The following is a 24,957-nucleotide window of genomic DNA, read 5'->3' as shown; positions in this document are numbered from 1 at the left end:
CGGAGGCAGGTCATATCCGGTATTAGACCTCGTTTCCAAGGCTTGTCCCAGAGTTCAGGGCAGATTTCCCACGTGTTACTCACCCGTTCGCCACTGATCCACCCCGAAGGGCTTCACCGTTCGACTTGCATGTGTTAAGCACGCCGCCAGCGTTCGTCCTGAGCCAGGATCAAACTCTCCGTGAATGTTTACCCGTAATCGGGTTCCCACTCGCGTTGAGCGGCACGGCAACCACCGGAATAGGGCGGCCCCGCGCACTGCGTCCTCGCTAGTGTTATTTCAAAAGGAATCTCCAACCCCAGGAAGTCCTGAGGCCGGGGATGTCAACATATCTGGCGTTGACTTTTGGCACGCTGTTGAGTTCTCAAGGAACGGACGCTTCCTTCGGACCGCCTTCCAGCGGACCCTCCGGGCTTCGTTCTTTCGTGTTCCCAGCTTATCAGATGTTTTCCGCTCCGTTTCCGGGGCTTCGTTCATCCAACTCGCCGGTGTCTTCCGGGGCTTGACGCCCTGTCCGACGTTTCAAACTCTAGCCGATCCCCGCTCCGAAAAGCGAATCCAGCCGCAATCCGATAAAACGAACACGCCGAATAAGAACCGAGCCGCGACGCACAAATGCAGACGCAACCCAGCCCGAACCTGGGAAGTGGTGTTTCAGAGGATTGGCCGCCCCGGGACCGTCCGCGCCGATGCGTGTCCGGTGCTCCCTGTCAGGCAACTCGAAGAACACTAGACCTCGGGGATGATCGAGTCAAGCTCCGCAAGCGGATTTTCGGCGACCGCTTCCGCCGGCAGGTGGAAGGCCAGGATGGCGACGTCGTCGTCGTGTTCCGAGGTCACTCCCATCGCCCGCAGCAGCCGGGCGCAGATCACCTCGGGGGTGCCGATCGCGCCGGTCAGCGTGCGGGCCAGGAGGTCGAGGCCCTGGTCGATGTCCTCGTCTCGGCGCTCGACCAGGCCGTCCGTGTAGAGGACACCGGTCGTGCCGGGGAGGAGGCGCAGGGTGTGGGAGAGGTGCAGGCCGCCGCCGGTGCCGAGCGGGGGACCGTTCTGTTCCTCGCTGCGCAGGATGGTTCCGTCGGGGCAGCGCAGCAGCATCGGGAGGTGGCCGGCCGAGGCGTAGGAGAGGGTGCGGCGCTGTGGGTCCCACACGGCGTAGGTGCAGGTGGCGATCTGGTTGGCGTCGATCTCCATGGCGATGCCGTCGAGGAGGCGCATCACCTCGTGCGGCGGCAGGTCGAGGCGGGCGTAGGCGCGGACCGCGGTGCGCAGCTGGCCCATGACGGCGGCTGCCCGCAGGCCGCGGCCCATGACGTCGCCGATGACGAGTGCCGTGCGCCCGCCGTCGATGGCGATGACGTCGTACCAGTCGCCGCCGACGGCCGCCTCGGCGCCGCCGGGTTGGTAGGTGGCGGCGACCCGCAGGTCCGCCGGCTGGTCGAGCTTCTGCGGGAGCAGGCTGCGCTGGAGGGTGACGGCGGCCTCGCGCTGGCGGCGTTCGGCTTCGCGCAGGCGGGCGGCGGCGAGGACCTGGTCGGTGACCTCGGCGGCGAAGATCAGGACGCCGGCGGGCGGGCCCTCGGCGGGGGTGTCGGTGGTGTCGCCGGGGCCGAGCGGGACACAGGAGACGTTGTAGTAGCGGTTGCCGGTGAGCCCGAGGATGCAGCGGGCCTTGACGCTGCGCGGGCGGCCGCCGCGGATGACCTGGTCCATCAGGGCCAGGACGCCCATGGTGCCGAGTTCGGGGAGGGCTTCGCCGGCGGGCCGGCCGGTGGGGCGTTCGCCGAAGAGTTCGCGGTAGGCGCGGTTGGCGTAGCCGAGCTGGTGGAGCGGGCCGTAGGTGACGGCGACCGGGGCGGGGATGCGGTTGAGGACCTCGCGCAGGTTCTGGGGTTTGTGCGGGTCGAGGAGTTCGGCGGCGGTGGTGGGGCTGGTCGGGTCGCGGGGGCTGGGCACGACGACACCGTCGCTGGAGGGCGTGCCCTCGTCGGTGCCGGCCCCGTTGGACGGGGTGGCACGCCAGGGGGCTCCGGTGAGCCGGGCGCTCCAACGCATGAGGTTCAAACGACGGCCGCTTCCTCGTTTTCCAGGCATATCATCACTTTTTGTGTACGCAGCAGCACACGGGGTAATGACCAGGTCGGGCTGATCCTGTCAGGCAGAGGCCCGATTTCGGAAGTCGCGCGCCCGGCGTGGCCGTCCGATCGACCTCCGGCCCGGGTCGGCGGGCGCGGTCAGCGGGGCGCATCCGGTCCGGCGTCGGACGGTCGCCCGAACTTCTGGTCGAACCCGTCCTCGAAGGCCGAACGCGGGTGCTCCATCGCACCCAGCGAAACCACCTCGCGGGAGAACACCCCGCCCAGCACCCAGTCCATCAGCACCCGCACCCGGCGCTCCGTGCTCGGCAGCCGCCGCAGGTGCCGCGCCCGGTGCAGCCACCAGGCCCGCCGACCGGTGAGCGTGCCGCCCCGCCGGGTGTGCGCGACGGCCCGGCGCAGGCCGAGCGAGGTCGAGCAGACCGCGGGGCCGGGCCGGTACTCGGCCAGGCCCGGCGCGTGCGGCCCACGGTCCAGGGCCACCGCGATGTTGCGGGCGAGCAGCTCGGCCTCGGCGAAGGCGTGCTGGGCGTTGGGCGCGCAGGGGGCGCCGTCCGCGTTCGGGTTCGGTACGGCCGCACAGTCGCCGGCCGCCCAGACGCCGGGCAGGGCGCGCCCGTCCGGTCCGACGGCCTGCAGGGTGGAGAGACAGCGGACCCGGCCGAGGGTGTCCAGCGGCAGGTCGGCGTCGCGCAGCAGCGGGGACGGCCGGACGCCCGCCGTCCAGACCAGCGTGCGGGCACCGAAGCGGCTGCCGTCCGAGAGCGCGACGACCCGGTCGACGGCGGACTCCAGGGTGGTGCGCAGCCGGATGTCGACTCCGCGTTCGCGCAGTTCGCCGAGGGTGTGCTCGGCGAGCTCGGGCGACTCCTCGGCGAGGATCCGGTCGGTCGCCTCGACCAGGACCCAGCGCAGGTCCTCCGCGCGGACGTTGTGGTAGCCGCGCACGGCGGCGCGGGCCATGTCCTCCAGCTCCGCGAGCGCGCCGACGCCCGCGTAGCCGGCACCGACGAAGACGAAGGTGAGCGCGGACTGGCGCAGCGCGGGGTCGCGGGTGGCGGAGGCGAGGTCGAGCTGTTCCAGGACGTGGTTGCGCAGGCCCACCGCCTCGCCGACCGTGGAGAAGCCGAGGCCGTGCTCGGCGAGGCCCGGCACCGGGGCCGTCCGGGAGACCGATCCGGGGGCCACCACCAGGATGTCGTAGGGGAGTTCGATCGGGGCGGGGGGTTCGCCGGGGCCCCCGGCGTCGGCCAGGGCGCGGCGGGCGGCGTGTTCGATCCGGGTGATCCGGGCGGTGAGCACCCGGCAGTCCGGCAGGACCCCGCGCAGTGGGACGACCACGTGTCTCGGGTCGATCGAACCGGCCGCGACCTCGGCCAGCAGCGGGTGGTAGGTGAAGTAGGCCTGGGGCTCGACGACGGTGATCTCCACCTCGCCGCGCCGCAGCCGCTCCCGCAGGCCGCGCTGGAGGTGGAGTGCGGTGGCGGTACCGGCGCATCCGCCGCCGGCGATCAGGATCCTGATGGTGCACCTCCTGCCGAGTGACGTTTCGTCCCGGCCTCGCGGCCGGGGGTGTCCCCCCATCACGCCCCCTATGAAGGACCGGCGGAGGTGGTCTTGTCCACAGTCCGTACGGGGCGGGTTGGGACGCGAGTGACTGTCGTGGCCAGTTGTGCTTCCTGGGCGACTTTCTGACGCACTTTCGGCCGCGAAGTGCCGTGAACTATGGTCGGATTGTGTACCGGGGCGGCTGTCGCCATGACAATCGGCGGCGACGCACCGTGGAGCGGCCACTACGGCCAGTTCCAGCGTTGGCGTGAGAACCCGACTGGGCCACAGTCATCCGGGGAAGGTTAGTTCCCGGACAGGGCCCCGGACGGTGCCGACGCGCCGAGCCGGACGTGGACCCGGCCCGGCGGCACGAACCGTGGTCACCGGAACGGGACGGGCGGCACGAGCGATGGGTCATCGGGTCATTTCTGACGAGCTGAGCTGCACCGGGGGGTGCGGGGGCGGGCGACGACAGGGTCCGGATTCGGACGCCTGCGGGGGAGAGTTGGGATGATGGAACAGGAGCAGGTGTTGGGTCGGGCGGGTGCACCGCAGGCCGGGCCGGGCATGGTGCCCGAGCAGCGCGGCCCGGTGGACCTGCCGGCGCAGACCGGGATGGCGCAGGTCGGCTTGGTTCAGGCCGGCATGGTTCAGGCCGGAGGCCCGTACCGGGCCGAGCCCGCACAGGCCACCGCGCCGGTGCCCGGGGCCCGGCTGCGGGTGGACGCCCGGCGGAACCTGGAGAGCGTGCTGCGGGCGGCCCGCGAGGTGTTCGGCGAGTTCGGCTACGGCGCGCCGATGGAGGAGGTCGCGCGCCGGGCCGGGGTCGGGGTCGGCACCGTCTACCGGCGCTTCCCGAGCAAGGAGGTGCTGGTCCAGCGGATCGCCGCCGAGGAGGTGGCGTGGCTGACCGCGCAGGCGCGCGAGTCGCTGTACGGCGGCGACGGCGCCTGGGCGGCGCTGGCCGGCTACCTGGCCCGGGCGGTGAGCAGCGGCGCCGGGCGGCTGCTGCCGCCGGAGGCGTTCCGGTACGCGGAGGAGCTGGGCCGGGTTCCCGAACAGCGGGTGCCGGAACCGCCCGCGGCGGTCCGCTTCGACCTGCGCGGTGAGGAGGCCCGCTCCGGCGGCGCGGCCGATCCGTCGGCCGCCGACGCCGATCCCCGGCTGCTGCTCCAGCTGCTGGCCGCGCTGGTGGCGCGGGCCGGTGCGGCGGGCGAACTGCGGCCGGGCGTCACGGTGTCGGACGTGGTGCTGGTGCTGACCGCGTCGGTGCCGGTGCACGCGACCCGTCCGTCGGTCTCGACTCCGCCGGCGGGCGGTTTCTCGCCGGTTTCCCCGCAGACGGACGGTCAGGCACTCGCCGGGCCATCGGACCGGCTGCTGCAGATCCTGCTGGACGGTCTGCGGGCACGCTGACATCCGACGGCGAGCGCGGGCGGCGCGCTTGGCGGGCAGGACAGTCGGACGGATCGCCGGCGCGCGGGACTGGAGCGCGCGCCGGGTGCGGGCGTCGTGCGACCCGGCGTCGCACGCTGGGCGAACACATCCGCGACGGCCCCACGGAAGAGTGGGGAACGGCCGGTCCGGCTACCGCCCGTCCCTGCGCTATGCCATCCTTTGCCCGTGGTTGGAGCCAATGTCCCGATGCGCGCCCTTCGCGCGCCGTCGGCGCCGTACGCTGGAGAACCGTGCGCCTACGTACTCCCGCGCGCCCTGCCACACTACGGGGGCTGTCGTGGAATCTGGGGTCCGTTGTGAGCGCCGAGGAACAGAACGACTACGGGTACGGCCTCGACTTCGGGGGCCTGTCCGGTAGTACCGCCGAAGGGTCCGCCGCGGGCCCGGGCGGGGTCGGCGGCGCAGGTGGCGCAGGTGGCATCGGCAGTGTCGGAGGGGCCGGCGGTGCCGGCGGGTCGGCCCAAGTGCCGGGCGCCGCACCGGGTTCGGCCGCCGGACACGTCCCCGACCAGGCCGGGATGCCCAGCCGCGAGTCACTCTCCGCCTCCGCCGCCGCGCTGCCCTCCGGCCGGGTGCCCGGCCAGGCCCCGGCGGGCCGGGGCGGCGTCGCCCCCGAGGCGTTCGTCGGTGAGCCGTTCGGCGACAGCCGGCCCGCGCGCCCGACCGTGCCCGCGCCCGCCGACCCGGTGGACGGCGAGCGCCCGCCCTCCGACGCCGAGTTGACCGCCCGGGTCCGGGCCGGCGACGACACCGCGTACGAGGAGATCTACCGCCGGCACGCCGACTCGGTCCGCCGCTACGCACGCACCTGCTGCCGGGACAGCTTCACCGCCGAGGACCTCGCGGGCGAGGTCTTCGCCCGCACCCTCCAGGCCCTACGGGCAGGCAGGGGACCGGAGTTCGCCGTCCGCGCGTACCTGCTGACCGCCGTGCGCAACGTCGCCGCCGCCTGGCACCGCAGCGAGCGCCGCGAACAACTCGTCGACGACTTCGCCGTCTTCGCGCAGACCTCGGCCGCCGTGGTCGACCTCGACCTGGCCGACCCGGGCGCCGACGCCTGGGCGATGGCCATGGCCGACCAGCGGATGGTCATGCAGGCCTACGCCGAACTGCCCGAGGACGACCGGGTGGTGCTCTGGCACACCGAGGTCGAACGCGAATCCCCCAAGACCGTCGCGGTGATGCTGGGCAAGACCGCCAACGCCACCGCCGTCCAGGCCCACCGCGCCCGCGACCGGCTCGCCGCCGCGTTCCTCCAGGCGCACGTCTCCGGCAGCCAGGACAGCGGGTGCGAGGCGTACGTCAACCGGCTGGGGGCGTACGCGCGCGGCTCGCTGCGCAAGCGCGCCTCGGCGGAGGTCGGGCGGCACCTCAGGGAGTGCGACCGCTGCACGGCGGCCTGCCTGGAACTGACCGAGATCAACACCGGCCTGCGCGCGCTGCTGCCCGGCGGCGTGCTCATCTGGGTCGGGGTCGGCGGGTTCAGCGCCGCCGCGGCCGCCGTCGGTGGGGTCGCCGCGGTCGGCGGCGCGGCGGCGGGGACGGCGGCGGCGACCGCCGGGTCCTCGGGGGCTGCGGCCGGTACGGCGGGTACTGCGGCGGGTTCGGCCGGTGCGGCGGGTGCCGCGGGCAGTGGTGCGGCCGGTGCCGGTGCGGCTTCCGGCGGGAACACGGCTGCGGCCGTGGTCGGCGAAGGCCTGGGGACCGCCGCCAAGGCCGGGATCGCCGCCGCCGTCGCGGTGGCCGCGGCCGCCGTCGCCGCGTACGCGCTGACCGGCTCGCCCGAACCGAAGCCGCCGGTGGCCGCTCCCCCGGCCACCAGTGCCCCGGCCGCCCCCGCCCCGGCACCGCCCGCTCCCCGGGCACCCGCCCCCGCGTCGGCCCCGCCCCCCGCTCCCGCCCCTCCGGCCCCGCAGCAGCCCGCGCCGAGCCCCAGCGCGAAGCCGTCCGCCAGGCCCGCGCAGGCTCCGCCCGCCATCCGGGCGCCGAAGCCCGCCACGCCCGCGCCCAGCCGCCCGGCCGCCCCGAAGCCGACCATCGCTCCCCCGGTCGGGCCCGAGCCGACCCTGCCGCCGGTGCCCATGCCCGAGGTGCCCGTCGTCCCGACGCCCACCCTGCCGCCGATCCCGACCCCGACCGTCACCCCACCCGCACCGCCCAAACCGCCCGCGCCCACCGACTTCTGGGCCGACTCGCTGCCCGTGGTCAAGCCCGGCCACAACCGGGTGCCGCCGGACCGGCCGAGCATCCGGCAGAAGGGCAGTGACAACTTCTGGCAGCGCGAGGGCGGCTGGATCGGCGGCGACTACCACCCGCACGCCCTCACCGTGCACGCCCCGGCGACCACCCTGATCGACCTCAACCGCAGCTGCACGTCCTTCGACGCGGTGGCCGGGGTGGACGACGCCACGCTCTCACCGGGCGGGGTGGTCTTCTCCGTCCAGGCCGGCGATGGCCGCACCCTGTGGCACTCCCGGACGCTCGCCGCCGGCGACGACGCGGTGCCCGTGCACGTGCCGCTGGCCGGGCAGACGTCGATCCGGCTGGTGGTCACGCCGGCGCACGGGATCTGGTCGGCGCTGAACGTCGCGGACTGGGCCGAGGCCCGCTTCAGGTGCTCCTGAAACGGGCCTCGGGCTCCGGGCGGTAAGGCTCCGGGCGGCAGGGGTCGGCTGCGGTACGGGTCAGATGGCGCAGGAGCCGTCCGCGCAGGCCTCCCCGGCCGGGGCGACCTGCACCGGGGCCGGCCGGCGCTCGCCGATCTCGGCCGCGACCTGGTCCAGCACCTTGCGGAAGGTCTCGGCCTCCTGGCCGCCCTGGACCGCCCACTTGCCCTCGAACACGAAGGTCGGCACGGCGGTGATGCCCAGTTCCCGGCCCTCGGCCAGCTGGGCGTTGACCTCGGCGGTGCCCTCGTCGCCCGCCAGGTAGGCGGTCACCCGCTCCCGGTCCAGGCCGACCGCCACGGCGACATCGGTCAGCGCGGCGCGGTCGCCGACGTCGACGCCGTCGGTGAAGTGCGCCGTGAGCAGCGCCTCCTTCAGCCGCCCCTGGACGGCCGGGCCGTACTCGGCCTCGGCAAGGTGCAGCAGGCGGTGACCGAGGAAGGTGTTGGCGTGCAGCGCGGCGTCGAAGTCGTACGTGATGCCCTCGGCGAGGCCCAGCTCGGCCACCCGGGCGTCCATCGCCACCGACTGCGGGCCGTAGCGCTCGGCCAGCCAGGCACGGTGCGGGCTCGCCGTCGCGGGGGCGTCCGGGACCAGCTGGTACGGGCGGTAGACGACCTCGACCTGCTCCTTGCCCGGGAAACCCTCCAGGGCCTGCTCGAAACGGCGCTTGCCGATCCAGCACCAGGGGCAGGCGATGTCGGACCAGATCTCGACCTTCATGCGGGGGGCTCCAGGGGGCGTCTTGTCAGATGTGTACGAGATGGGTGAACGATGAACCATCTCGGTACATTCCCGACAACCCCCTGACCTGCCGATTCAGCCCGCGGGCGGCGCCGGAACCACCAGAACCGGACACGCCGAGTGGTGGACCAACGCCGAACTCACCGAACCCAGCAGCAGCCGGGCGAAGCCACCGTTGCCCCGGGTGCCGACCACCAGCGTGTGCTGCCGGGTCGCCGCCTCCAGCAACACCTCGATGACATTGCCCAGCACCACGTGCAGCGACATCTCCCCCACGTACGGGGCGGGGCGCTGCCGCTGCACGGCGGCCACCGAGCGGCGCAGCCCGTCCGCCGTACTCTCCACCAGCGTCTCCACGCTCTCCTGCACCAGCTCCGCCATCCCCGGCGGATAGCCGGCCGGCGCCGGGTTCACCACGGCCAGCACGTAGAGCGGCAGGCCGAACAGCTCCGCCTCCGACATCGCCCGGTCCAGCGCCCACAGCGACCCGTCCGACCCGTCACACGCCGCCAGCACCCCGGCCGGCCGGCCGGTCGGCGGCCGCCCGAGCACCGACAGCACCACGGGCACGTCCCGCCCCGCGCTCCCACCGGCCACCGCACACCCTCCTCACCCGGATCCACACCCCCGCCATCATGGCCCGCCCCGCCGACCGCACCCCCGCCACCGCGCCGAGAGCGAGAGGAGGAGACCGGCGGACGGCGGGCGGGGTTCGGGTGGGCGCCGGGGCTGAGCTCGGGGCCGGTGGGAGCGCGGGGCGGGGCCGGAGGGTCAGGGGGCCAGGGCGGGGGGTTGGGGGTGGGGGAGGCCGGTCCAGCAGGCGCCGTGGCGGCGGGCGCGGAGGCGGCGGAGCCAGAGTTCGGTGGAGACGAGGTCGGCGAGGCCGGCGAGGGCGGCGGGGGACAGGGGGGTGGCGGGGTCGGCGGAGTGGGCGAGTTCGGCGCGGACGGCGGGGAGGTCGATGAGGCCGGCTTCGGCGAGGAGGGGGGCGTCGAAGAGTTCGGCGAGGCCGTCGGCAGCGAGGCGGAGGCCGGCGCGGGCGGGGGCGGTGCGGTCGGGGCGGGGGCCGCGGCCCCAGTCGGGGGGCAGGTCGGTGCGGCCGGCACCGGTGAGGACGGCGTGCAGGAGGGCGTGCCGGGCGCCGGGTTGGAGGCGGACGTCGTCGGGGAGCAGCCGGGCGGCGCGCACGACCTGGTTGTCGAGGAAGGGCGCGTGCAGCCGCTGGCCGGGTTGTTCGGCGGCGTGCACGAGCGTGCGGAAGGAGCGCGCCTGGCGGTAGAGCGCGTGCCGGGCGCGGTGTGCGCCGGGGTGTTCCCCGGGTGCCGGTTTGCGCGCCGCCAGGCGGAGCCGCAGGGCCACCGAGGAGAGCGCCTCGTCGGAGAGCCAGCGGGCGGCCGGGCCGGGCACGCACCAGGCGAGGTCGACGGCCGAGCGGCTGCCCGCCGTCCCGCGGCCGTCCGGGACGTGGCGGGCGGTCAGTTTGGCGGCGGCCTCGTCCAGCGCCTCGGCGTAGCGGATCCGGGAGAGCCGGTGGGCGGCCCGGACCACGGTGAGCGGGGTGCGCAGCGCGCCGGTCAGGACGCCCGCGACGGCCCGGTCGGCCCCGGCCAGCGCGGCGACCGGGGGCAGGAGTTCGCGCGGGCGGCCGGCCCGGATGAGGTCGGCGAGGCGGGCCGGGTGGCCGTCGAGGACCTGGCGGGCGCCGTAGCCGGTGAGGTGGTCGGTGCCGCCGGCGTCGAAGCGGGCCTCGGCGCGGTCGGCGGCCACGAGTTCGGGCCCGGGCTCGTCGGTGAGCCGGCCGGCCTGCGGGTCGGTGCGGAGTCCGGCGTACGGGAGGGTGTCGGGGCCGGGGTCGAGCACGGTGTGCCGCAGGCGCGGGGTGTCGGGGGCGAGCGCGAGGGTGGCGGGGGGTTCGGTCTCGCCGAGCGTGACGGCGGCCAACTGCTCGGGGGCGGCGGGTTCCCGGGCGGCGGGCCGGGCCCAGGAGCCCTTGACCGCGCCGTTCCTGGCGCCGACGGTCTCGGCGGTCTGCTGGGCCGGGACGGTCGGCGCGGGCACCGGCGGCACCGGCGGCAGCGGGACGGCGGCGGCGAGCAGGGCGACGGTCGCGGAGGCCGTGCCGTACGAGAGGTCGACGCCGAGCCGGGCCCGTCCGACCGGATCGAGGACCGGCGCGGTGGTACGGACCCGGGAGCGGACGGATTCCAGCAGGGCGCGGGTGAGTTCGCGGACGGCGGGCGCCTCGTCGCGGGGCTGCTCGGCGAAGGGCGGCTCGTCGTAGGCCGACAGGTACGGCCGGCCGCCGCGGATCCCCAGCACGTGGCCGGGCGGCACCTGCTGGACGCCCAGGTACGGGGTGCCGGTGCCGAGCGCCTCGGGAGACTCGGGGCAGGCGAGGCGGGCGGCGAGGTGACCGGTGTCCACGGCGGCGCCGACCAGGTCGGCCAGCGGGAGGGCGGCGGTGGCGTACGCGGTGCCGCCGCCCCAGGGGGTGTGGAAGACGGGCTGGGCGCCGGCGAGGTCGGTGAGCAGCAGGGTGGAGCGGGTGCCGGAGCGCAGGACGACGGTGTAGCTGCCGGGCCAGGCGGTCAGGTGGCGGACGGCTCCGCCGCGGGCGCCCGCGAGGCCGGCGGCGAGTTCGGCGTCGGTGGCGCCGCAGTGGCCGAGGACGGCGAGCCGGGTGGTGGCGGGGGTGTCCTCGACCGGGTCGGGGGCGGTGGGGCCGGTGCTGACCACGGCGGGGGCGCCGGGGCGGAGCGTGACCAGGCGGATCTCCTCGGGGCGCCAGTCGCCGACGGCCCAGAGCGGGTCGGCTCCGGTCCACAGCGGGCGTGCGGCGATCGGCGCGACCGTGCCGGGCGTCTCGCGCGCGGGTGTGCCCGCCCGGGGTGTGCCCGCTCTGGGCGTGCCCGTGCACCAGCCCGTCAGCCACCGCATCGTGCCTCCACCGGACGAGGACCTGCATCCGCGCGGCGCGTTCGCCACCGGGCGGGCGGTGCCGTCGGGCGGCCGGGTGGGTGTGCCGTGGCGGCCCGCGCGCGTCCCGACGTGCCTCCGCAGCTCGACGCGCCGTCAGGGGACATCGTGCCACCGCTCGGCGTCGCCGGGGCCGGTGTTGCCGGTTCCGCTTCGGTGGCGACCGGCCGACGGCGGGTGGGAACGGGCGGAGCGGCTGTCGGCACCGCGGCAAAACCGCGCGGAGCGGCCTGTCGGCGCCGGGTGGAGCCGAGGTGGGGCCGGGCGGGCCGGGCCTCCCCCTCCGTGGCCCGGACCGCCCGCGGGCCGCCTTTGGCATGGGCATCGCGAGATGGCCGAAAGGCGTCACCCGGCCCGGGAGGGCATCCGCATGCCCTCCCGGACTTCACCGCCACCCGCGGGGATTGAGGCGGCGGCATCCCCGGCCCGCCGGGTCCTCGACGGCGGGCCGACCCACGACCACCAGCGAATCGCCGACCAGCCGGTCGGGCCAGGGGGCACGGCCGGGCGCACGTGAACACGGGACCGGAGCACGACGCTCCGGCGCGCGGCGGGATCGGCCGGATCCGAGCGGTCCGGACCAACTCCCGTGCGACACCGCCGAGTGCGCGATCCCGCCATCCGGAATGCGACCTCTTAACCGTCGGAACGCGTCCGACTACTCTAGGTACAGCAGCCACGGCCCGGTGCCGCCCGGGCCCCGCGCACAAGGCCGCAGGAGGTGCCGCCGCCACCATGACCGTCAGCCCACGTGGACCGAACGAACGGCTCGGCACGCTCCTGACCCTCGCCCAGATCAGCAACGCCGGACTGGCCCGTCGGGTCAACGACCTCGGTGCCCAGCGCGGGCTGACCCTGCGGTACGACAAGACCTCGGTGGCCCGCTGGGTCAGCAAGGGCATGGTCCCGCAGGGGCCCGTCCCGCACCTGATCGCCACCGCGATCGGCGGCAAGCTCGGCCGGCCCGTCCCGCTGGAGGAGATCGGCCTGGGCGACACCGACCCGGCACCCGAACTCGGCCTGGCCTTCCCGCGCGACGTCGCCGAGGCCGTCCGCTCCGCCACCGACCTGTGGCGGGTCGACCTCGATCTGCGCCGGGGCCCCGGCGGCGGCCGGTGGAGCGACAGCCTGGCCGGCACCTTCTCGGTCGCGGCCTACGCGACGCCGGTCTCCCGCTGGCTGATCACCCCGGCCGACGGCTCGGTGGCCCGCGAGGTGCCGCGCTCCCCCAGTGACACGTCCTCCTACCGGGTCGGCCACTCGGACGCCGCCAAGCTCCGCGAGGCCGCCCAGGAGGCACGCCGCTGGGACTCCAAGTACGGTGGCGGGGACTGGCGTTCGTCGATGGTGCCGGAGTGCCTGCGAGTGGAGGCGGCGCCGCTGCTGCTGGCCTCGTACAGCGACGCGGTCGGCCGGGCGCTGTTCGGCGCGACGGCCGAACTGACCCGGCTGGCCGGGTGGATGGCCTTCGACACGGGGCAGCACGAGGCCGCCCAGCGGTACTACATCCAGGCCCTGCGGCTCGCCCGGGCCGCCGCCGACGTGCCGCTCGGCGGCTACGTGCTGGCCTCGATGAGCCTGCAGGCGGGCTACCGGGGCTTCGCCGAGGAGGCGGTCGATCTGGCGCAGGCCGCCCTGGAGCGCAACCGGGGCCTGGCCACCGCCCGCACCATGAGCTTCTTCCACCTGGTGGAGGCCCGGGCCCAGGCCAAGGCGCGCAACGCGGCGGCGTGCGCGACGGCGCTCGGCGCGGCGGAGAGCGCACTCGAACGGGCACGCGCCGGGGATCCGGATCCGGCGTGGATCGACTTCTACGCCTACGACCGGCTCGCCGCCGACGCCGCCGAGTGCTTCCGCGACCTCGGAGTGCCCTCGAAGGTCCGGCAGTTCACCCGCGAGGCGCTGGCCACGCCCACCGAGGGCTTCGTCCGCTCGCACGGCCTGCGGCTGGTGGTCTCGGCGATGGCCGAGGCGGAGGCGGGCAACCTGGACGCCGCGGTCGCCGCCGGCGAACGCGCCGTCGAGGTGGCCGGCCGGATCTCCTCGCAGCGCAGCCGGGAGTACGTGGTGGATATGCTGCGGCGCCTGGAGCCGTTCCACGGCGAGCGCCGGGTGCGGGAGCTCGCGGAGCGGGCACGGGCGGTGATCGTCGCTCCGGCGTGAGCGGTCGGGCCGGCGGGCGGCGGGGCGAAGGGGCGAAGAGCCGGCGGGGCCCGTTACGGCCTGACGGTAATTGAGGTGCGCCGGCGAGAGGGGCCTGGCTATGGTCTCTCTCGTCCAGGTGCGCAGGCAGAGGTTACTTCCAACTCCTTATTGGGCAGGTCGCGGGTTCGAATCCCGTCACCGGTTTCGGACCGGTGTAGCTCAGTGGCCAGAGCAGCTTCGTCACCTCAGCCGCCTTCGATCTCTGGACACCTACACGTGAATAGGTTTTTCCGCACCTCCCGGTGCGACGGCAGCGGTTACTTCTGGTAGGCGCCGGATTTCCGGCGTAGCGGTTCGAACCCGCGAAACACCGCCGCCACTCCGATCTCGGGAGGCAGTGCGCTTCGGAGTGCCCGGTGCGCAGGCGGGGGTTACTTCGGATCTTGCGGTTCCGGGTTCGAGTCCCGGGTGTGCCGTGCGCGAGCGCGGCCGCTAGCTCAAGTGGTAGAGCACAAGGCATACACCTCCGCCGACGTCGGCCGTCCCACGGTCGGCACGATCTCGGGCACCCCTCATGCGGCATGCCTCCGTCCCACTGACACCAACAGGCCGAGGGGGGCTGTCGCATGTCCAGGTTCAACATCCGCAAGACCAAGGCGAGTCCGAGTTCACCGGTGGCCACGACCGGGCAGCTCACCCGCAACCACAACGGCGGCGTCGGCCACGTCCGGAACCGCAAGTCCGAGCTGTTCCTGCTCGCGGTGGCCAACATGGTCGGCAAGGACACCTTCTACGAGCGCGGCGGCGACCGCGACGACCGCTACACCGCACTGGTGCGCGAACTCGCCGTCGCCGAGCCCGAGTGGACCCTCGGGCTGCTGCGCTGGCTGCGCTACGGCGCCCACATGCGCACCGCCGCCCTGGTCGGCGCCGCCGAGTTCACCCGCGCCCGGCTCGACGCGGGCGCCCACGGACACTCCCGACAGGCCGTCGCGGCGGTGCTGCGGCGCGCCGACGAGCCCGGCGAGCTGCTCGCGTACTGGACCTCGCGCTACGGCCGGGCGCTGCCCAAGCCGCTCAAGCGCGGCGTCGCGGACGCCGTCCGGCACCTCTACGACACCCGCTCGCTGCTCAAGTACGACACCGCGGGCAAGGGCTACCGCTTCGGCGACGTGATCGAGCTGACGCACCCTTCGCCGGACCCGGACAAGCCGTGGCAGGGCGCGCTGTTCGCGTACGCGCTGGACCGCCGGCACCGGCCGGAGGAGGCCGTCCCGCCCGCGTCCGACCGGATGCTGACCGCCAACCGCGCGCTGCTCTCGCTGCCCGTCGAGGAGCGCCGGGCCGCGGTGACCGCCGAGGACGGCGCCGAGCGGCTGGCCGCCGCCGGGCTGACCTGGGAGGCACTGGCCGGCTGGCTGCGGGGGCCGCTGGACGCGCCGGTCTGGGAGGCGGTCATCCCGTCGATGGGCCCGATGGCGCTGGTGCGGAACCTGCGCAACTTCGACCGGGCCGGGGTGTCGGACACTGTCGCGGCCGAGGTGGCCCGGCGGATCTCCGACAAGGGCGAGGTACGGCGCTCGCGCCAGTTCCCGTTCCGCTACCTGTCCGCGTACCGGCACGCGCCCTCGCTGCGCTGGGGGCACGCGCTGGAGACGGCGCTCGGGCACTCGCTGGCCAACGTGCCGGAGCTGCCCGGCCGGACGCTGATCCTGGTGGACCGCTCCGGTTCGATGTTCGACCGGTCCGGCGGCCCGACCGAGCTCAACCGGGCCGACTCGGCCGCGATCTTCGGCACCGCGCTGAAGGTCCGCGCCGCCGAGGCGGACCTGGTCGAGTTCGGGACCACCAGCCGGGTGATCGAGGTCGGCCGGGGGGAGGCGGTGCTGCGAGTGCTGGATCGTTTCTCCAGTCTCGGCGGCACCAACACCGCCGACGCCGTCCGCGCCCACTACCGCGGCCACGACCGGGTGGTGATCGTCACCGACGAGCAGACCGGCCCCCACCACTGGGGCGGCGACCCGCTCGCCGCCGTCCCCGCCCACGTCCCCGTCTACACCTGGAACCTGGCCGGCTACGCCCCGGCCCACGGCCCCAGCGGCGGCGCCCACCGCCACACCTTCGGCGGCCTGAGCGACGCGGCCTTCCGCCTCATCCCCCTCCTGGAAGCCGGGGCGAACGCCCACTGGCCCTGGGAGGAGTAAGAGGAGCAGGGGGCGGCGGCCGGCACGGTCGGCGGCCGGCCCCGGGGGCCGCACCGACCGAGGGGAGACGGTCGGCGTGGCGGCGAGCGGCCGGGAAGGGACCCACGGGGGTGGTTCCTTCCCGGCCGCTCGCCGTTCCGGCGCGGGCCCGTCGCGCCCTCGACCGGTCCGGGCCGCCGTGGCAGCATCGGCGGCGGGGGCGGCCGGGCGAGGCGAGGAGTCGGTGGTGGCGGACGAGGTCGACGTGCTGGTGGTGGGCGGCGGGATCGTCGGGCTGGCCACGGCGTACGCGCTGACCCGGGCGCGGCCCGGGCTGCGGGTCGCGGTGCTGGAGAAGGAGGCCGGCTTCGCCGCGCACCAGACCGGGCGCAACAGCGGGGTGATCCACAGCGGCGTCTACTACCGACCCGGTTCGTTCAAGGCCCGGTACGCCGTGGCGGGTGCCGCCGAGCTGGTGGCGTTCTGCCGCGACCACGGCATCCCGTACGAGGTGACCGGCAAGCTGATCGTGGCCACCGGCGCCGCCGAGCTGCCCCGGCTGGCGGCCCTGGCGGAGCGCGGGCGGGCGAACGGCATCCCGGTCACCGAGCTGGACCGGGCCGGGATCGCCCGGTACGAGCCGGAGGTGGCCGGGCTCGCCGGGCTGCACGTCGGCACCACCGGCATCTGCGACTTCCCGGCCGTCGCCACCGCCTACGGCCGGCTGGCCCGGGAGGCCGGCGCCGAGCTGCGGCCCGCCAGCGAGGTCCGGACGGTGGCGCGGCGCAGGGACCTGGTGACGGTGGGCACCGCCACCGGCGAGCTGCGCTGCCGGGTGCTGGTGAACTGCGCCGGACTGCACAGCGACCGGATCGCCCGGCTGGCCGGGGACGAGACCGGGGTGCGGATCGTGCCGTTCCGCGGCGAGTACTACGAACTGACCGAACGGCGCCGGAACTTGGTGCGCGGCCTGGTCTACCCGGTGCCCGACCCGGCCTTCCCCTTCCTCGGCGTGCACCTCACCCGGGGCATCCACGGGGACGTCCACGTCGGCCCGAACGCGGTGCCCGCGCTGGCCCGCGAGGGGTACGACTGGCGCACCGTCCGCCCGCGCGACCTGGCCGGGACGCTGGCCTTCCCCGGCACCTGGCGGATCGCCCGCCGGCACTGGCGGTACGAGCTGGGCGAGCTGCACCGCTCGCTGTCCAAGCGGGCGTTCACCGAGGCCGTCCGGCGGCTGCTGCCCGCCGTCTCCGCCGAGGACCTGGTGCCGGCCGCCGCCGGGGTGCGGGCCCAGGCGGTGGCCCGGGACGGCTCGCTGCTGGACGACTTCGCCTTCGCCGGCTTCGACCCGCAGGACCCGCGCTCCCCGCGCCGCGCGGTGCACGTGCTGAACGCCCCCTCCCCCGCCGCGACGGCCTCGCTGCCGATCGGCCGGGAGGTGGCCCGCCGCGCCCTGGCCGCCCTGGAAGCGGGCGGCTGAGCGGGCGGGTCCGCGGGCGGGTCCGCGGGCGGGTCCGCGGGCGGACGAGCGGGCGGACGAGCGGGCGGACGAGCGGCGGAGAAGCCCCGGAATGAGCCCGGTCACAGGCCCTTCGGGGGAGCCCCGGCGGCCCCGTAGACTCGGGGGATTGTGACTGCCACCGCCCCGATCCCCCAGCCCTCGCCGTCCGCCCGGATGTCCGCGGCGCCGGCCGCGTACCCCGCGCCGATGTACCCGCACAAGGCCACCGAGGCCCAGCACCGGGAGCACCGGATCCGCAGCTTCCAGCCGCGCCGGGGCCGGATGACCAACGCCCAGGCGAGCGCGCTGGACCGGAGCTGGGAGACCTTCGGCATCCCGATCGACGGCGCCCCGCTCGACCTGCGGGAGCTGTTCGGCGAACTGCCGGTGACGCTGGAGATCGGCTTCGGCATGGGCGAGACCACCGCCGCGATGGCCGCCGCCGACCCGGGCATGGGCATCCTCGCCGCCGACGTGCACACCCCGGGCCACGGCAACCTGTTCGGCCTGCTGGAGCGGGACGGCTCGGAGAACGTCCGGTCGGCCGCCGGGGACGCGGTGATCCTGCTGCGCGACATGCTCCCGGACGCCTCGCTGGCCGGTCTGCGGGTCTTCTTCGCCGACCCGTGGCCCAAGCCCAAGCACCACAAGCGCCGGCTGGTCCAGCCCTCCTTCCTCGACCTGGTGCTGCCCCGGCTCGCCCCCGGCGCCCTGGTGCACTGCGCCACCGACTGGGAGCCGTACGCGGAGCAGATGCTGGCGGTGCTGTCCGCCTCGCCGGAGCTGGAGAACCTGCACCCCGAGGGTGACGGGACCGGCTGGCTGGAGCCCGCGGACCACCCGGACGGCAGCGTCCCCGGTTACGCACCGCGACCGGACTGGCGGCCCGTCACCAAGTTCGAACGGGCCGGGATCGCCAAGGGCCACGTGGTCCACGACCTGCTGTTCCGCCGCCGCTGACGCACCGGCCGCCGTTCGAACGGCGGCCACCCGCCGACCGTACGGGCGGGCCACCGGCGGACGGTTCGTCCCGAGTCCTCCCGGCGGGCGGCTGCCGTGGCCTACCCTGTGCCGCATGGGCGGCCCGTCCGGCGGCGGGTCCCGGCCGATCGTTCGGACGACTGTTCGGACAGAGGTTCAGGTCGCCGCCGACGCACCGGAGACGGTCCCGCGCACCGGCGACACCCGGACCATCCCGGGGCCCCGGAGGCGCCGGGTCCACCGCCTGCTGCCCCGGCCGGGCGGCCCGTTACCGCGGGCCGCGAACGCCCAAGCCGCCGCGCCCGGCACGCCCGGGGGGCCGCCGGGCCGCAGCCGCTCGGTGGCGCTCTCCTCGGTCACCGCGACCGCCGTCCTGACCATGGTCGGCTGCGGGGCGCTGATCCTGCACCTGGTCCAACGGCAGACCGGCACCGTCGGGCTGCTGGTCGGCCTGGGCCTGGCGATGGTGCCGCTGCCGTTCGTGCTGGGCGGCCTGGCCTGGCTCAACCTCACCGCCCGGGTGCCGCTGCGGCACACCGTGTTCTGCCTCGGCTGGGGCGCCTGCGCCGCCACCACCGTCGCCATCCTCGCCAACAACTGGACGGCCGACTACCTGACCCGGCACCAGGGTTCGCTCGGCGAACTGCTCGGCGCCGGAATCGCCACCCCGGTGATCGAGGAGACCGCCAAGGCCACCGCCCTGCTGGTGCTGCTGCTGCCGCTCGGCCGACGGCAACGCTGCCAGGGCCGCCGCACCGGGCGCCCCTGCGCGCCGCTGCTGCGCCGGCTGCCCGCGCCCCGGCGCCCCCGCCCGTACCAGCGCCGCCAGGTCGGCCCGCACGCCCGCGGCCGGCTGCGCCCGTACCTGCGGCCGCTGCCCTACCTCCGCCCGGCCCCGCCGTCCGGCGGCGCCGGGCCGCACCGCCGCTCCCGGCCGCGCACCCTGGCCGCCGGAGTGGTGCTCGGCGGGATGACCGCGTGCGGCTTCGCCTTCACCGAGAACGCCCTCTACCTAGGCCGGGCCTTCACCAGCGACCAGCGGCAGCGGCTGGACAGCATCGGCCTCGGCGATCGGCCCAGCCTGCGCGACTTCGACAGCACCGTGCAGACCTTCGTCCTGCGTGCCCTGCTCTCCCCCTTCGCCCACCCGCTGTTCACCGCGCTGACCGGGATCGGCCTGGCCGTCGCGCTGACCACCGGGCGGCGCCGGCTCGCCCGGCTGGCCGCGCCGACCGGGCTGCTGCTGGCGATACTGCTGCACGGCACCTGGAACGCCGCCGCCGACCTCGGTACGGACGGCTTCCTGGTGGTGTACGCGGTGCTGATGGTGCCCTGCTTCGTCGCGCTGGTCTGCTTCGCGGCCTGGGCGAGGGCCCGCTCGGCCCGGCACCCGGCGCGGGGCCCCCGGCGCGGGCGGTCGAAACCCTCGCCGAGGGGCGCTTGAAGAACCGATTTCCCATCTCGGTGACTTCCACGTATTGTTGTGTTCACCGACGCGGGGTGGAGCAGCTCGGTAGCTCGCTGGGCTCATAACCCAGAGGTCGCAGGTTCAAATCCTGTCCCCGCTACTCAGTAGCCGGAAGGCCCGGAGGATTCGTCCTCCGGGCCTTTCGCGTTCCCGGCACCACCGCACCGCCGCAAGGCCGCGAATAAATCCGTTGCCCTCCGATCGGTGGGCTGCCTATCGTGGCAGCACACTGAAAGGAGGTGATCCTGAATTGAGTACCGTCAGGATGTGTGAGGTGGCTGCTCGCTAGAGCCGCCCCTGCCTGCGCAGGGTGAGGCCCCTGGCCTCCGGCAGGCGAAATCCATAGCAGTCACCCGGCCCGCGGGCTCACCGGAACATCCCCGGTGCCTCGGCGCCTGGCCAGTGCACGGGCCGGCGCGGAGGAGTAGCCCGCGGGTCGTCTGCGTTTCCGGGGGCGCCCGGGCCGCCCGCGGAGTCCTGGCGCCGCAGTCGGTGCTCCCGTGTCGTAGCCGGGGCACCCGTGTGTAGCCGGGGCACCCGTGTCGCAGTCGGTGCTCCCCCGTGTCGTAGCCGGGGCGTGCCCGGGACGTTTCCGGGGTGGGCCGCGGCGCTAGAGTCGGCGCGGGGTTCCGGAGCGGAGCGGCACGGACACAGGGGGTAGGCGATGACGAAGGCGCGACGACTTGGCGGCGGATCGGCGCTGCGGACGGCGCAGTGGGGTGCCGCCGGAGTACTGGCCGGGACGGGGCTGATCGGGCTGCTGCTGTTCGCCCTCGGCCGGGACCAGACCTGGCAGGCGCTCGGCGGCGGCCTGGTGGTGGCCGGAGCCTCGACGGTGCTCGGCGGCGGCCTGGGCTTCCTGTTCGGTGTGCCCCGGGTGCGCGGCGACTCGGGCGAGCCGCACGGCTCGTACGCGCCGAACACCAATCTGGAGCAGGTCTCGGACTGGCTGACCAAGGTGCTGCTGGGCGTCGGACTGACCCAGCTCGGGTCGCTCGGCGAGCGGCTGCACGAACTCGGGTCGGCGCTGGCGCCCACGCTCGGCGGGGGCGACGCCGCGGTGCCGTTCGCGGCGGCCCTGGTGCTCTACTTCCTGGTCTTCGGCTTCCTCGCGGGCTGGCTGGTGACCAGGCTCGCGCTGCCGCGGGCGCTGAACGACGCCGACCGGGCGCTGGACCTCTTCCTCGCCGGGCAGGACCGCGACCGGCACGGCGACAAGGTGGGTGCGGACGACCTGCGGGTCCGCGCGATGCAGCAGCTCGGGCTGCTGGGCGGCAGCGCGGAGCACCCCGCCGCGCTGGCCGGGCAGCTGCCGCCCGCCTCGGGTTCGCCGGCCGGGCCGGCGGGCGTGGTGGCCGAGGTCCGCTCGACCGCGCGGCGGTCGGCGCTGACCGCGGACCAGGTGCGGGACCTCTTCACGGACGGCTCCGAGGGGCGGCGGATCCAGGCCCTCGCCCTGATGCAGGGCGACCCGTCGCTCGCGGACCTGGCGAGCGTGCTGGACGCGATCGAGCACCCGCGCTCGGGCTTCGAGCAGTACCACGCGCTGCTGGCCGCCCGGGGACTGCTCTCCCGGCTGCCGGCCGCCGAGGCGCAGCGGCTGCGGGACGCGGTGGCGGCGCAGCTGGTCGATCCGCGGGGCATCCCGTACGGGTCGGACCGCAGCTGGCTGGCGGAGAAGATCCTCTCCCGGCTGCAGGTGACGGCCTTCGTGCCGGCCCAGCAGGCCCAGGCACCCCAGCCGACCCAGCCGACCCAGCCATCCCAGCCGTCCGGCTCGGCTGCACCCGATGCACCGGCCGCACCGGATGCACCGACCGCACCGGATGCGCCGACGTCGCCCGCCTCGCCCGCCTCGCCCGCCTCTTAGCGGCCCCTACAGCCCGGCGGCCACGGGCTGCCCGGCCTCCGCCCGGGGGCGGCGGTCGGCGGCCCGCAGGACCAGGACGCGGCGGGTGCGTCCGTCCTCGGCCCGGGGGAAGCGGCGGACCTCGCTGGCTATCCGGCGCTCGCCGAGCGCGTACCGCAGGGGGTCGAGGTGCCCGCAGCGGCGGCCCCGGCCGTCGTGCAGGGGCTGGACGCGGACCTCGCCGCCCAAGGAGGTGACCCGGACCAGCTCGGTCAGGGCGGCCAACTGGTGCTCGGGGCCGAAGAGTTCGGGGTAGGCGAAGAGCAGGTAGCCGCTCAGGGTGAGGGCGAAGGTGCCGTCCGCGAAGGGCAGCCGGGGCAGCGCGGCGGCCACGTACCGCTGCGGGTGCGCGGCGGAGTCGGCGGCGAACAGCCGGCGGGCGCGGTCCCAGCTGCGCAGGTAGCGCTCGGGCCGGTGCGGGCGGGGCGCGGGGTAGAGGTGCGGGCGGGCGGCCATCGCGACGGCCATCGCCGCCCGGGCGGCCCGGGCGCGGTCCGCGACCACCGGCAGCGGCAGGGCGTACGCCGGGTCGGCGGCGATCACCCGGCAGCCCAGCGCGCGCGCCTCGGCGGCCAGGCCGGCCGCGCCGCCGGGGCAGTCCAGCAGCGGCCCGGGGAGGGCGGCGAGCTGGGCCCGGGTGAGGTCGAACAGGGCGCAGTACTCGTCCAGCGGGCGGGAGGTGACCAGGACGTCCGGGGGTTCGGGGGGAATGCCTGGGGCGGCCACGCGGTCATCCGAACACGCGGCGGCCCCGTCCGCATCCGGAGTGCGAACGGGGCCGGGACCGAGTCGGGGCCGGACGGTCAGCGCCTGGTCAGCGGCCGAGCAGGCCCTGGGCGGCGGCCCGGTTGACGTTGGTCAGGCCGCGGACGAGCTGCGCGGTGAGGAAGACCAGCACCACCCCGACCAGCGAGAACCCGGCGATCTGCCACATCCCCTCGACGTAGTAGACGTGCCGGACGTGGTGGCCGTCGGTGTAGTCGAACAGCTGGTACCCGCGCCAGCCGGTGTAGGTCGGGAAGACCCAGTGGTAGACCGGGTAGAGCGCCATCGCCCAGCCGAGCAGCAGGAACACCAGGGTCATGGTGAAGCTGAAGATCGCCCAGGGGAACATCACCACCTGGTACAGCGCGGCCTTCCAGCCCGCCCCGTCCGCCAGCCGCGCGGTGATCGCGCCCCAGTTGCCCGGGCGGACCGGGCGCACCGGCTTCGGGCCGGGAACGTCCAGGGCCAGCATGCCCCGCGCCCGGGCCCGCTCCAGTCGGCCGAAGCCCCGGGCGGCGATGGTCAGGCCGGCCAGCACGGGCAGGCCGAGGGCGGTGACGAAGGTGCCGAGGCCGAGGCAGAACAGGGTGATCGCGACGGCGAAGCCGGCGATCGCCACCGGCAGGCCGCTGAGCACGTAGCCGACCTCGCGGTAGTAGTGCGCGGAGAACGGCGCCGTCCAGAAGGCGGGCGGCTGTCCGGTCCGGTGGGCCCGGGCGGGGCGCGGGTCGTCGCCGTGACCGTCCAGGACGTCCCACTCGTGGTCCCGTGTGCTTCGGCTGCTGCTCATGTTCCGGCCCCCGGCCCCTCGTACTGACGGTCGTTCGTGCTCGCTGACGTCGTCCAGTCTGGCCGAACCGCAGGTCGCGGCGGCATCCGGAGGCCTGGCGGATCGGGGGTGGGGTTAACCCCCCGGCCCCCGGCCCCCGGCCCCCGGTCCGCCGGCCCGCCGGTCTCCCTGGCCACACGGGTGCGCCGTGGGGGTTCAGCCGGTCGGGCCCGGCCACTCGTCGACGAGCAGCGCGAAGAGGTGCGAGTCGGAGCGGACGCCGTTCTCGAGCCGGTCGTGCCGGGCCCGCCCCTCCAGCCGGAACCCGAGTCGGGTGAGCACCTTGGCGGAGGCCGTGTTGCCCACGTCGGCCGAGGCCGTCAGCCGGTGCAGGTCCAGGGTGTGGAAGGCGAAGTCGCAGAGCAGGCCGGTGATCTCGCCCGCGTGGCCTCGGCCCCGGAAATCGCGGCCGAGGACGCAGCCTAGGTCGGCGGCGCGGTGCTTCCCGAGGGTGAGTGCGGCGTGTCCGATCGGGGTCGCGTCCTGCGGGTCCTCGGCGTCGGCGAGCCTGGTGACGGCGAGCCGGTAGGTGTCCCGCTCGTCGGCCATCGCCTCCTCCAGGTAGAGCTCGATCTGGTCGGCGCAGGTCTCGCGGTCGTACGGCTCGAACGGCAGGTGGCGGGTGACCTCCGGGTCGCCGAACAGGGCGTGCAGCGCGTCCACGTCGCCGTCGGTGTGGTGGTACTCGCGGATGGCCAGCCGGGGGCCGGTGAGTCGTACGGGGACCATGGCGGCCGACCCTACCGGCCCCCGGAGGCTACCGTTCGGACTATGAACGACGAAGACCTGCGACTCGCCCCGCGCACCAGGGCCGCCGACCTGCTCGCCTGGGCGGCCGAGCAGGGCCGCACGCCGGTGGCCGAGGCGCCGCTGCGCGCGGTGCTGGCGCTGCTGGAGCTGGGCGAGGGCAGGATGCACGACGGCTGGCCCGAACTGACCTCCGACGCGGTGGAGCACCTGCTGTACGAGCGGCTCCACCTGTACGTCCAACCCACCCCCGAGGAGGACCCGCTCGCGTACGGCGACGCGGTCCGGTTGCTGATCGACCACCAGCGGGCGGTCCGGCGGCTCAACGCCAAGCGCCAGGAGCGGCTGCACGCGGAGGCCGAGTGGCAGGGCGAGGTCGCGGCCGGGCTGCTGCGCCGCGCCGACCTGGTGACCTGGCCCCGGCTGTACGCGCTGCTGCTGCACGCGTACGGGGTGGACGTCGCGGACGAGGCGGCGGTGCGGGACTGGCTGACCGGCTTCGGCGAGCTCCCGGAGGAGGAGCGGCTGGCCGCGTACGAGTCGCTGGTGCCGGCCGGCTGGCTGGACGAGCCGGACGAGCGGGGCTGGGGACCGGGCCGGGTGCTGTCGGTCGGCATGGCCACGGACGGCGCGCGGCGGCTGCTGGAGCAGGGCCTGATGCGGCGCAGCTACCGCAACCTGGCCGAGCTGACCGCGCTCGGGCGGCCGATGCCGGACGAGCTGGCCGGTGACTTCGGGCAGTTCGAGGAGGCGGCGGTCGACGCGGCGCTCGACCTGTTCGGGGAGTGGACGGTGCCGGGGCTGCCGCGGCTGCTGGTGGCGGAGTTCCCCGAGCTGGCGCCGGAGCCCGGCCAGGAGGAGATCGACGCGTACGTGGCGCAGTTGCCCGCGGAGGAGTGAGACGCCGCGAAAAGCCCCCGGCCGCTCGAACCGAG

Annotated in this window: 16 protein-coding genes, 1 tRNA gene, 1 rRNA gene and 1 pseudogene; 10 read left to right on the top strand and 9 right to left on the bottom strand. The window is 75.2% G+C overall.

Features of this window, described 5'->3' with window-relative positions; all coding sequences use genetic code 11:
- The 3 genes and pseudogenes from ACZ52J_RS04860 to ACZ52J_RS04850 form a co-directional block, all read right to left on the bottom strand.
- Positions 1-185, bottom strand: a 16S ribosomal RNA gene (locus ACZ52J_RS04860); the annotation flags it as partial.
- A 595-nt stretch (positions 186-780) separates the two neighbouring features.
- Positions 781-2,064, bottom strand: a pseudogene (locus tag ACZ52J_RS04855) (SpoIIE family protein phosphatase); the annotation flags it as partial.
- Positions 2,065-2,234: 170 nt separating this feature from the next.
- Positions 2,235-3,680, bottom strand: a complete 1,446-nt coding sequence (locus ACZ52J_RS04850; RefSeq protein ID WP_465615853.1) for an NAD(P)/FAD-dependent oxidoreductase — start codon at positions 3,678-3,680, stop codon at positions 2,235-2,237.
- 612 nt (positions 3,681-4,292) lie between these two features.
- Here ACZ52J_RS04850 and ACZ52J_RS04845 point away from each other — a divergent pair.
- Together ACZ52J_RS04845 and ACZ52J_RS04840 are read left to right on the top strand one after the other, a co-directional pair.
- On the top strand, positions 4,293-5,063 hold the full coding sequence (locus ACZ52J_RS04845) for a TetR/AcrR family transcriptional regulator (RefSeq protein ID WP_465615882.1): 771 nt from the start codon (positions 4,293-4,295) through the stop codon (positions 5,061-5,063).
- 560 nt (positions 5,064-5,623) lie between these two features.
- Positions 5,624-7,729, top strand: coding sequence for a sigma-70 family RNA polymerase sigma factor (locus ACZ52J_RS04840; protein ID WP_465615851.1), 2,106 nt, complete (start codon positions 5,624-5,626; stop codon positions 7,727-7,729).
- Between the two features lie 60 nt (positions 7,730-7,789).
- Here the strand turns inward: ACZ52J_RS04840 and ACZ52J_RS04835 are convergent, their stop codons facing one another.
- From ACZ52J_RS04835 to ACZ52J_RS04825, 3 genes are all read right to left on the bottom strand, one after another.
- Complete coding sequence (locus ACZ52J_RS04835; RefSeq protein WP_465615849.1) at positions 7,790-8,494, bottom strand: DsbA family oxidoreductase; 705 nt, start codon at positions 8,492-8,494, stop codon at positions 7,790-7,792.
- Positions 8,495-8,590: 96 nt separating this feature from the next.
- Complete coding sequence (locus tag ACZ52J_RS04830) at positions 8,591-9,112, bottom strand: universal stress protein (RefSeq protein WP_360505792.1); 522 nt, start codon at positions 9,110-9,112, stop codon at positions 8,591-8,593.
- A gap of 174 nt (positions 9,113-9,286) precedes the next feature.
- A complete protein-coding gene (locus ACZ52J_RS04825) occupies positions 9,287-11,452 on the bottom strand; it encodes an asparagine synthase-related protein (protein WP_465615846.1) in 2,166 nt (721 codons plus the stop codon).
- 774 nt (positions 11,453-12,226) lie between these two features.
- On the opposite strand from ACZ52J_RS04825, the gene ACZ52J_RS04820 reads away from it, so the two are divergent.
- The 7 genes from ACZ52J_RS04820 to ACZ52J_RS04790 all read left to right on the top strand — a co-directional run bounded on the left by ACZ52J_RS04820 (position 12,227) and on the right by ACZ52J_RS04790 (position 21,642).
- On the top strand, positions 12,227-13,654 hold the full coding sequence (locus ACZ52J_RS04820) for an MFS transporter (protein WP_465615844.1): 1,428 nt from the start codon (positions 12,227-12,229) through the stop codon (positions 13,652-13,654).
- Positions 13,655-14,262: 608 nt separating this feature from the next.
- The gene (locus tag ACZ52J_RS04815; protein WP_465615843.1) at positions 14,263-15,840 is read left to right on the top strand and encodes a TROVE domain-containing protein; all 1,578 of its coding nucleotides are present in this window, start codon (positions 14,263-14,265) and stop codon (positions 15,838-15,840) included.
- Positions 15,841-16,063: 223 nt separating this feature from the next.
- Positions 16,064-17,302: an L-2-hydroxyglutarate oxidase gene (lhgO, locus tag ACZ52J_RS04810; RefSeq protein WP_465615880.1), complete on the top strand. Its 1,239-nt coding sequence runs from the start codon at positions 16,064-16,066 to the stop codon at positions 17,300-17,302.
- A 195-nt stretch (positions 17,303-17,497) separates the two neighbouring features.
- On the top strand, positions 17,498-18,283 hold the full coding sequence (trmB, locus tag ACZ52J_RS04805) for a tRNA (guanosine(46)-N7)-methyltransferase TrmB (protein WP_396290290.1): 786 nt from the start codon (positions 17,498-17,500) through the stop codon (positions 18,281-18,283).
- Positions 18,284-18,398: 115 nt separating this feature from the next.
- On the top strand, positions 18,399-19,748 hold the full coding sequence (locus tag ACZ52J_RS04800) for a PrsW family intramembrane metalloprotease (RefSeq protein WP_465615842.1): 1,350 nt from the start codon (positions 18,399-18,401) through the stop codon (positions 19,746-19,748).
- A 50-nt stretch (positions 19,749-19,798) separates the two neighbouring features.
- Positions 19,799-19,872, top strand: a tRNA-Met gene (locus tag ACZ52J_RS04795).
- A gap of 564 nt (positions 19,873-20,436) precedes the next feature.
- Positions 20,437-21,642, top strand: a complete 1,206-nt coding sequence (locus ACZ52J_RS04790; RefSeq protein WP_465615841.1) for a hypothetical protein — start codon at positions 20,437-20,439, stop codon at positions 21,640-21,642.
- A 6-nt stretch (positions 21,643-21,648) separates the two neighbouring features.
- On the opposite strand, the gene ACZ52J_RS04785 is transcribed toward ACZ52J_RS04790, so the two are convergent.
- From ACZ52J_RS04785 to ACZ52J_RS04775, 3 genes are all read right to left on the bottom strand, one after another.
- Positions 21,649-22,407 carry a hypothetical protein gene (locus tag ACZ52J_RS04785; RefSeq protein ID WP_465615840.1) on the bottom strand — a complete coding sequence of 253 codons (759 nt, stop codon included), beginning with the start codon at positions 22,405-22,407 and terminating at the stop codon, positions 21,649-21,651.
- Between the two features lie 88 nt (positions 22,408-22,495).
- The gene (locus ACZ52J_RS04780) at positions 22,496-23,236 is read right to left on the bottom strand and encodes a sensor domain-containing protein (protein ID WP_465615839.1); all 741 of its coding nucleotides are present in this window, start codon (positions 23,234-23,236) and stop codon (positions 22,496-22,498) included.
- 195 nt (positions 23,237-23,431) lie between these two features.
- Positions 23,432-24,004, bottom strand: coding sequence for a GNAT family N-acetyltransferase (locus ACZ52J_RS04775; RefSeq protein ID WP_465615837.1), 573 nt, complete (start codon positions 24,002-24,004; stop codon positions 23,432-23,434).
- Between the two features lie 42 nt (positions 24,005-24,046).
- Here ACZ52J_RS04775 and ACZ52J_RS04770 point away from each other — a divergent pair, with 42 nt between their 5' ends.
- Entirely contained in the window at positions 24,047-24,922 is an 876-nt protein-coding gene (locus ACZ52J_RS04770; RefSeq protein WP_465615835.1) for a hypothetical protein, read from the top strand.
- Positions 24,923-24,957 lie beyond the last annotated feature (35 nt).

Source organism: Kitasatospora sp. NPDC034035, assembly GCF_055575755.1.
Note: the sequence above shows the minus strand (reverse complement) of the source record. Positions and strands in the feature narration are given on the sequence as shown.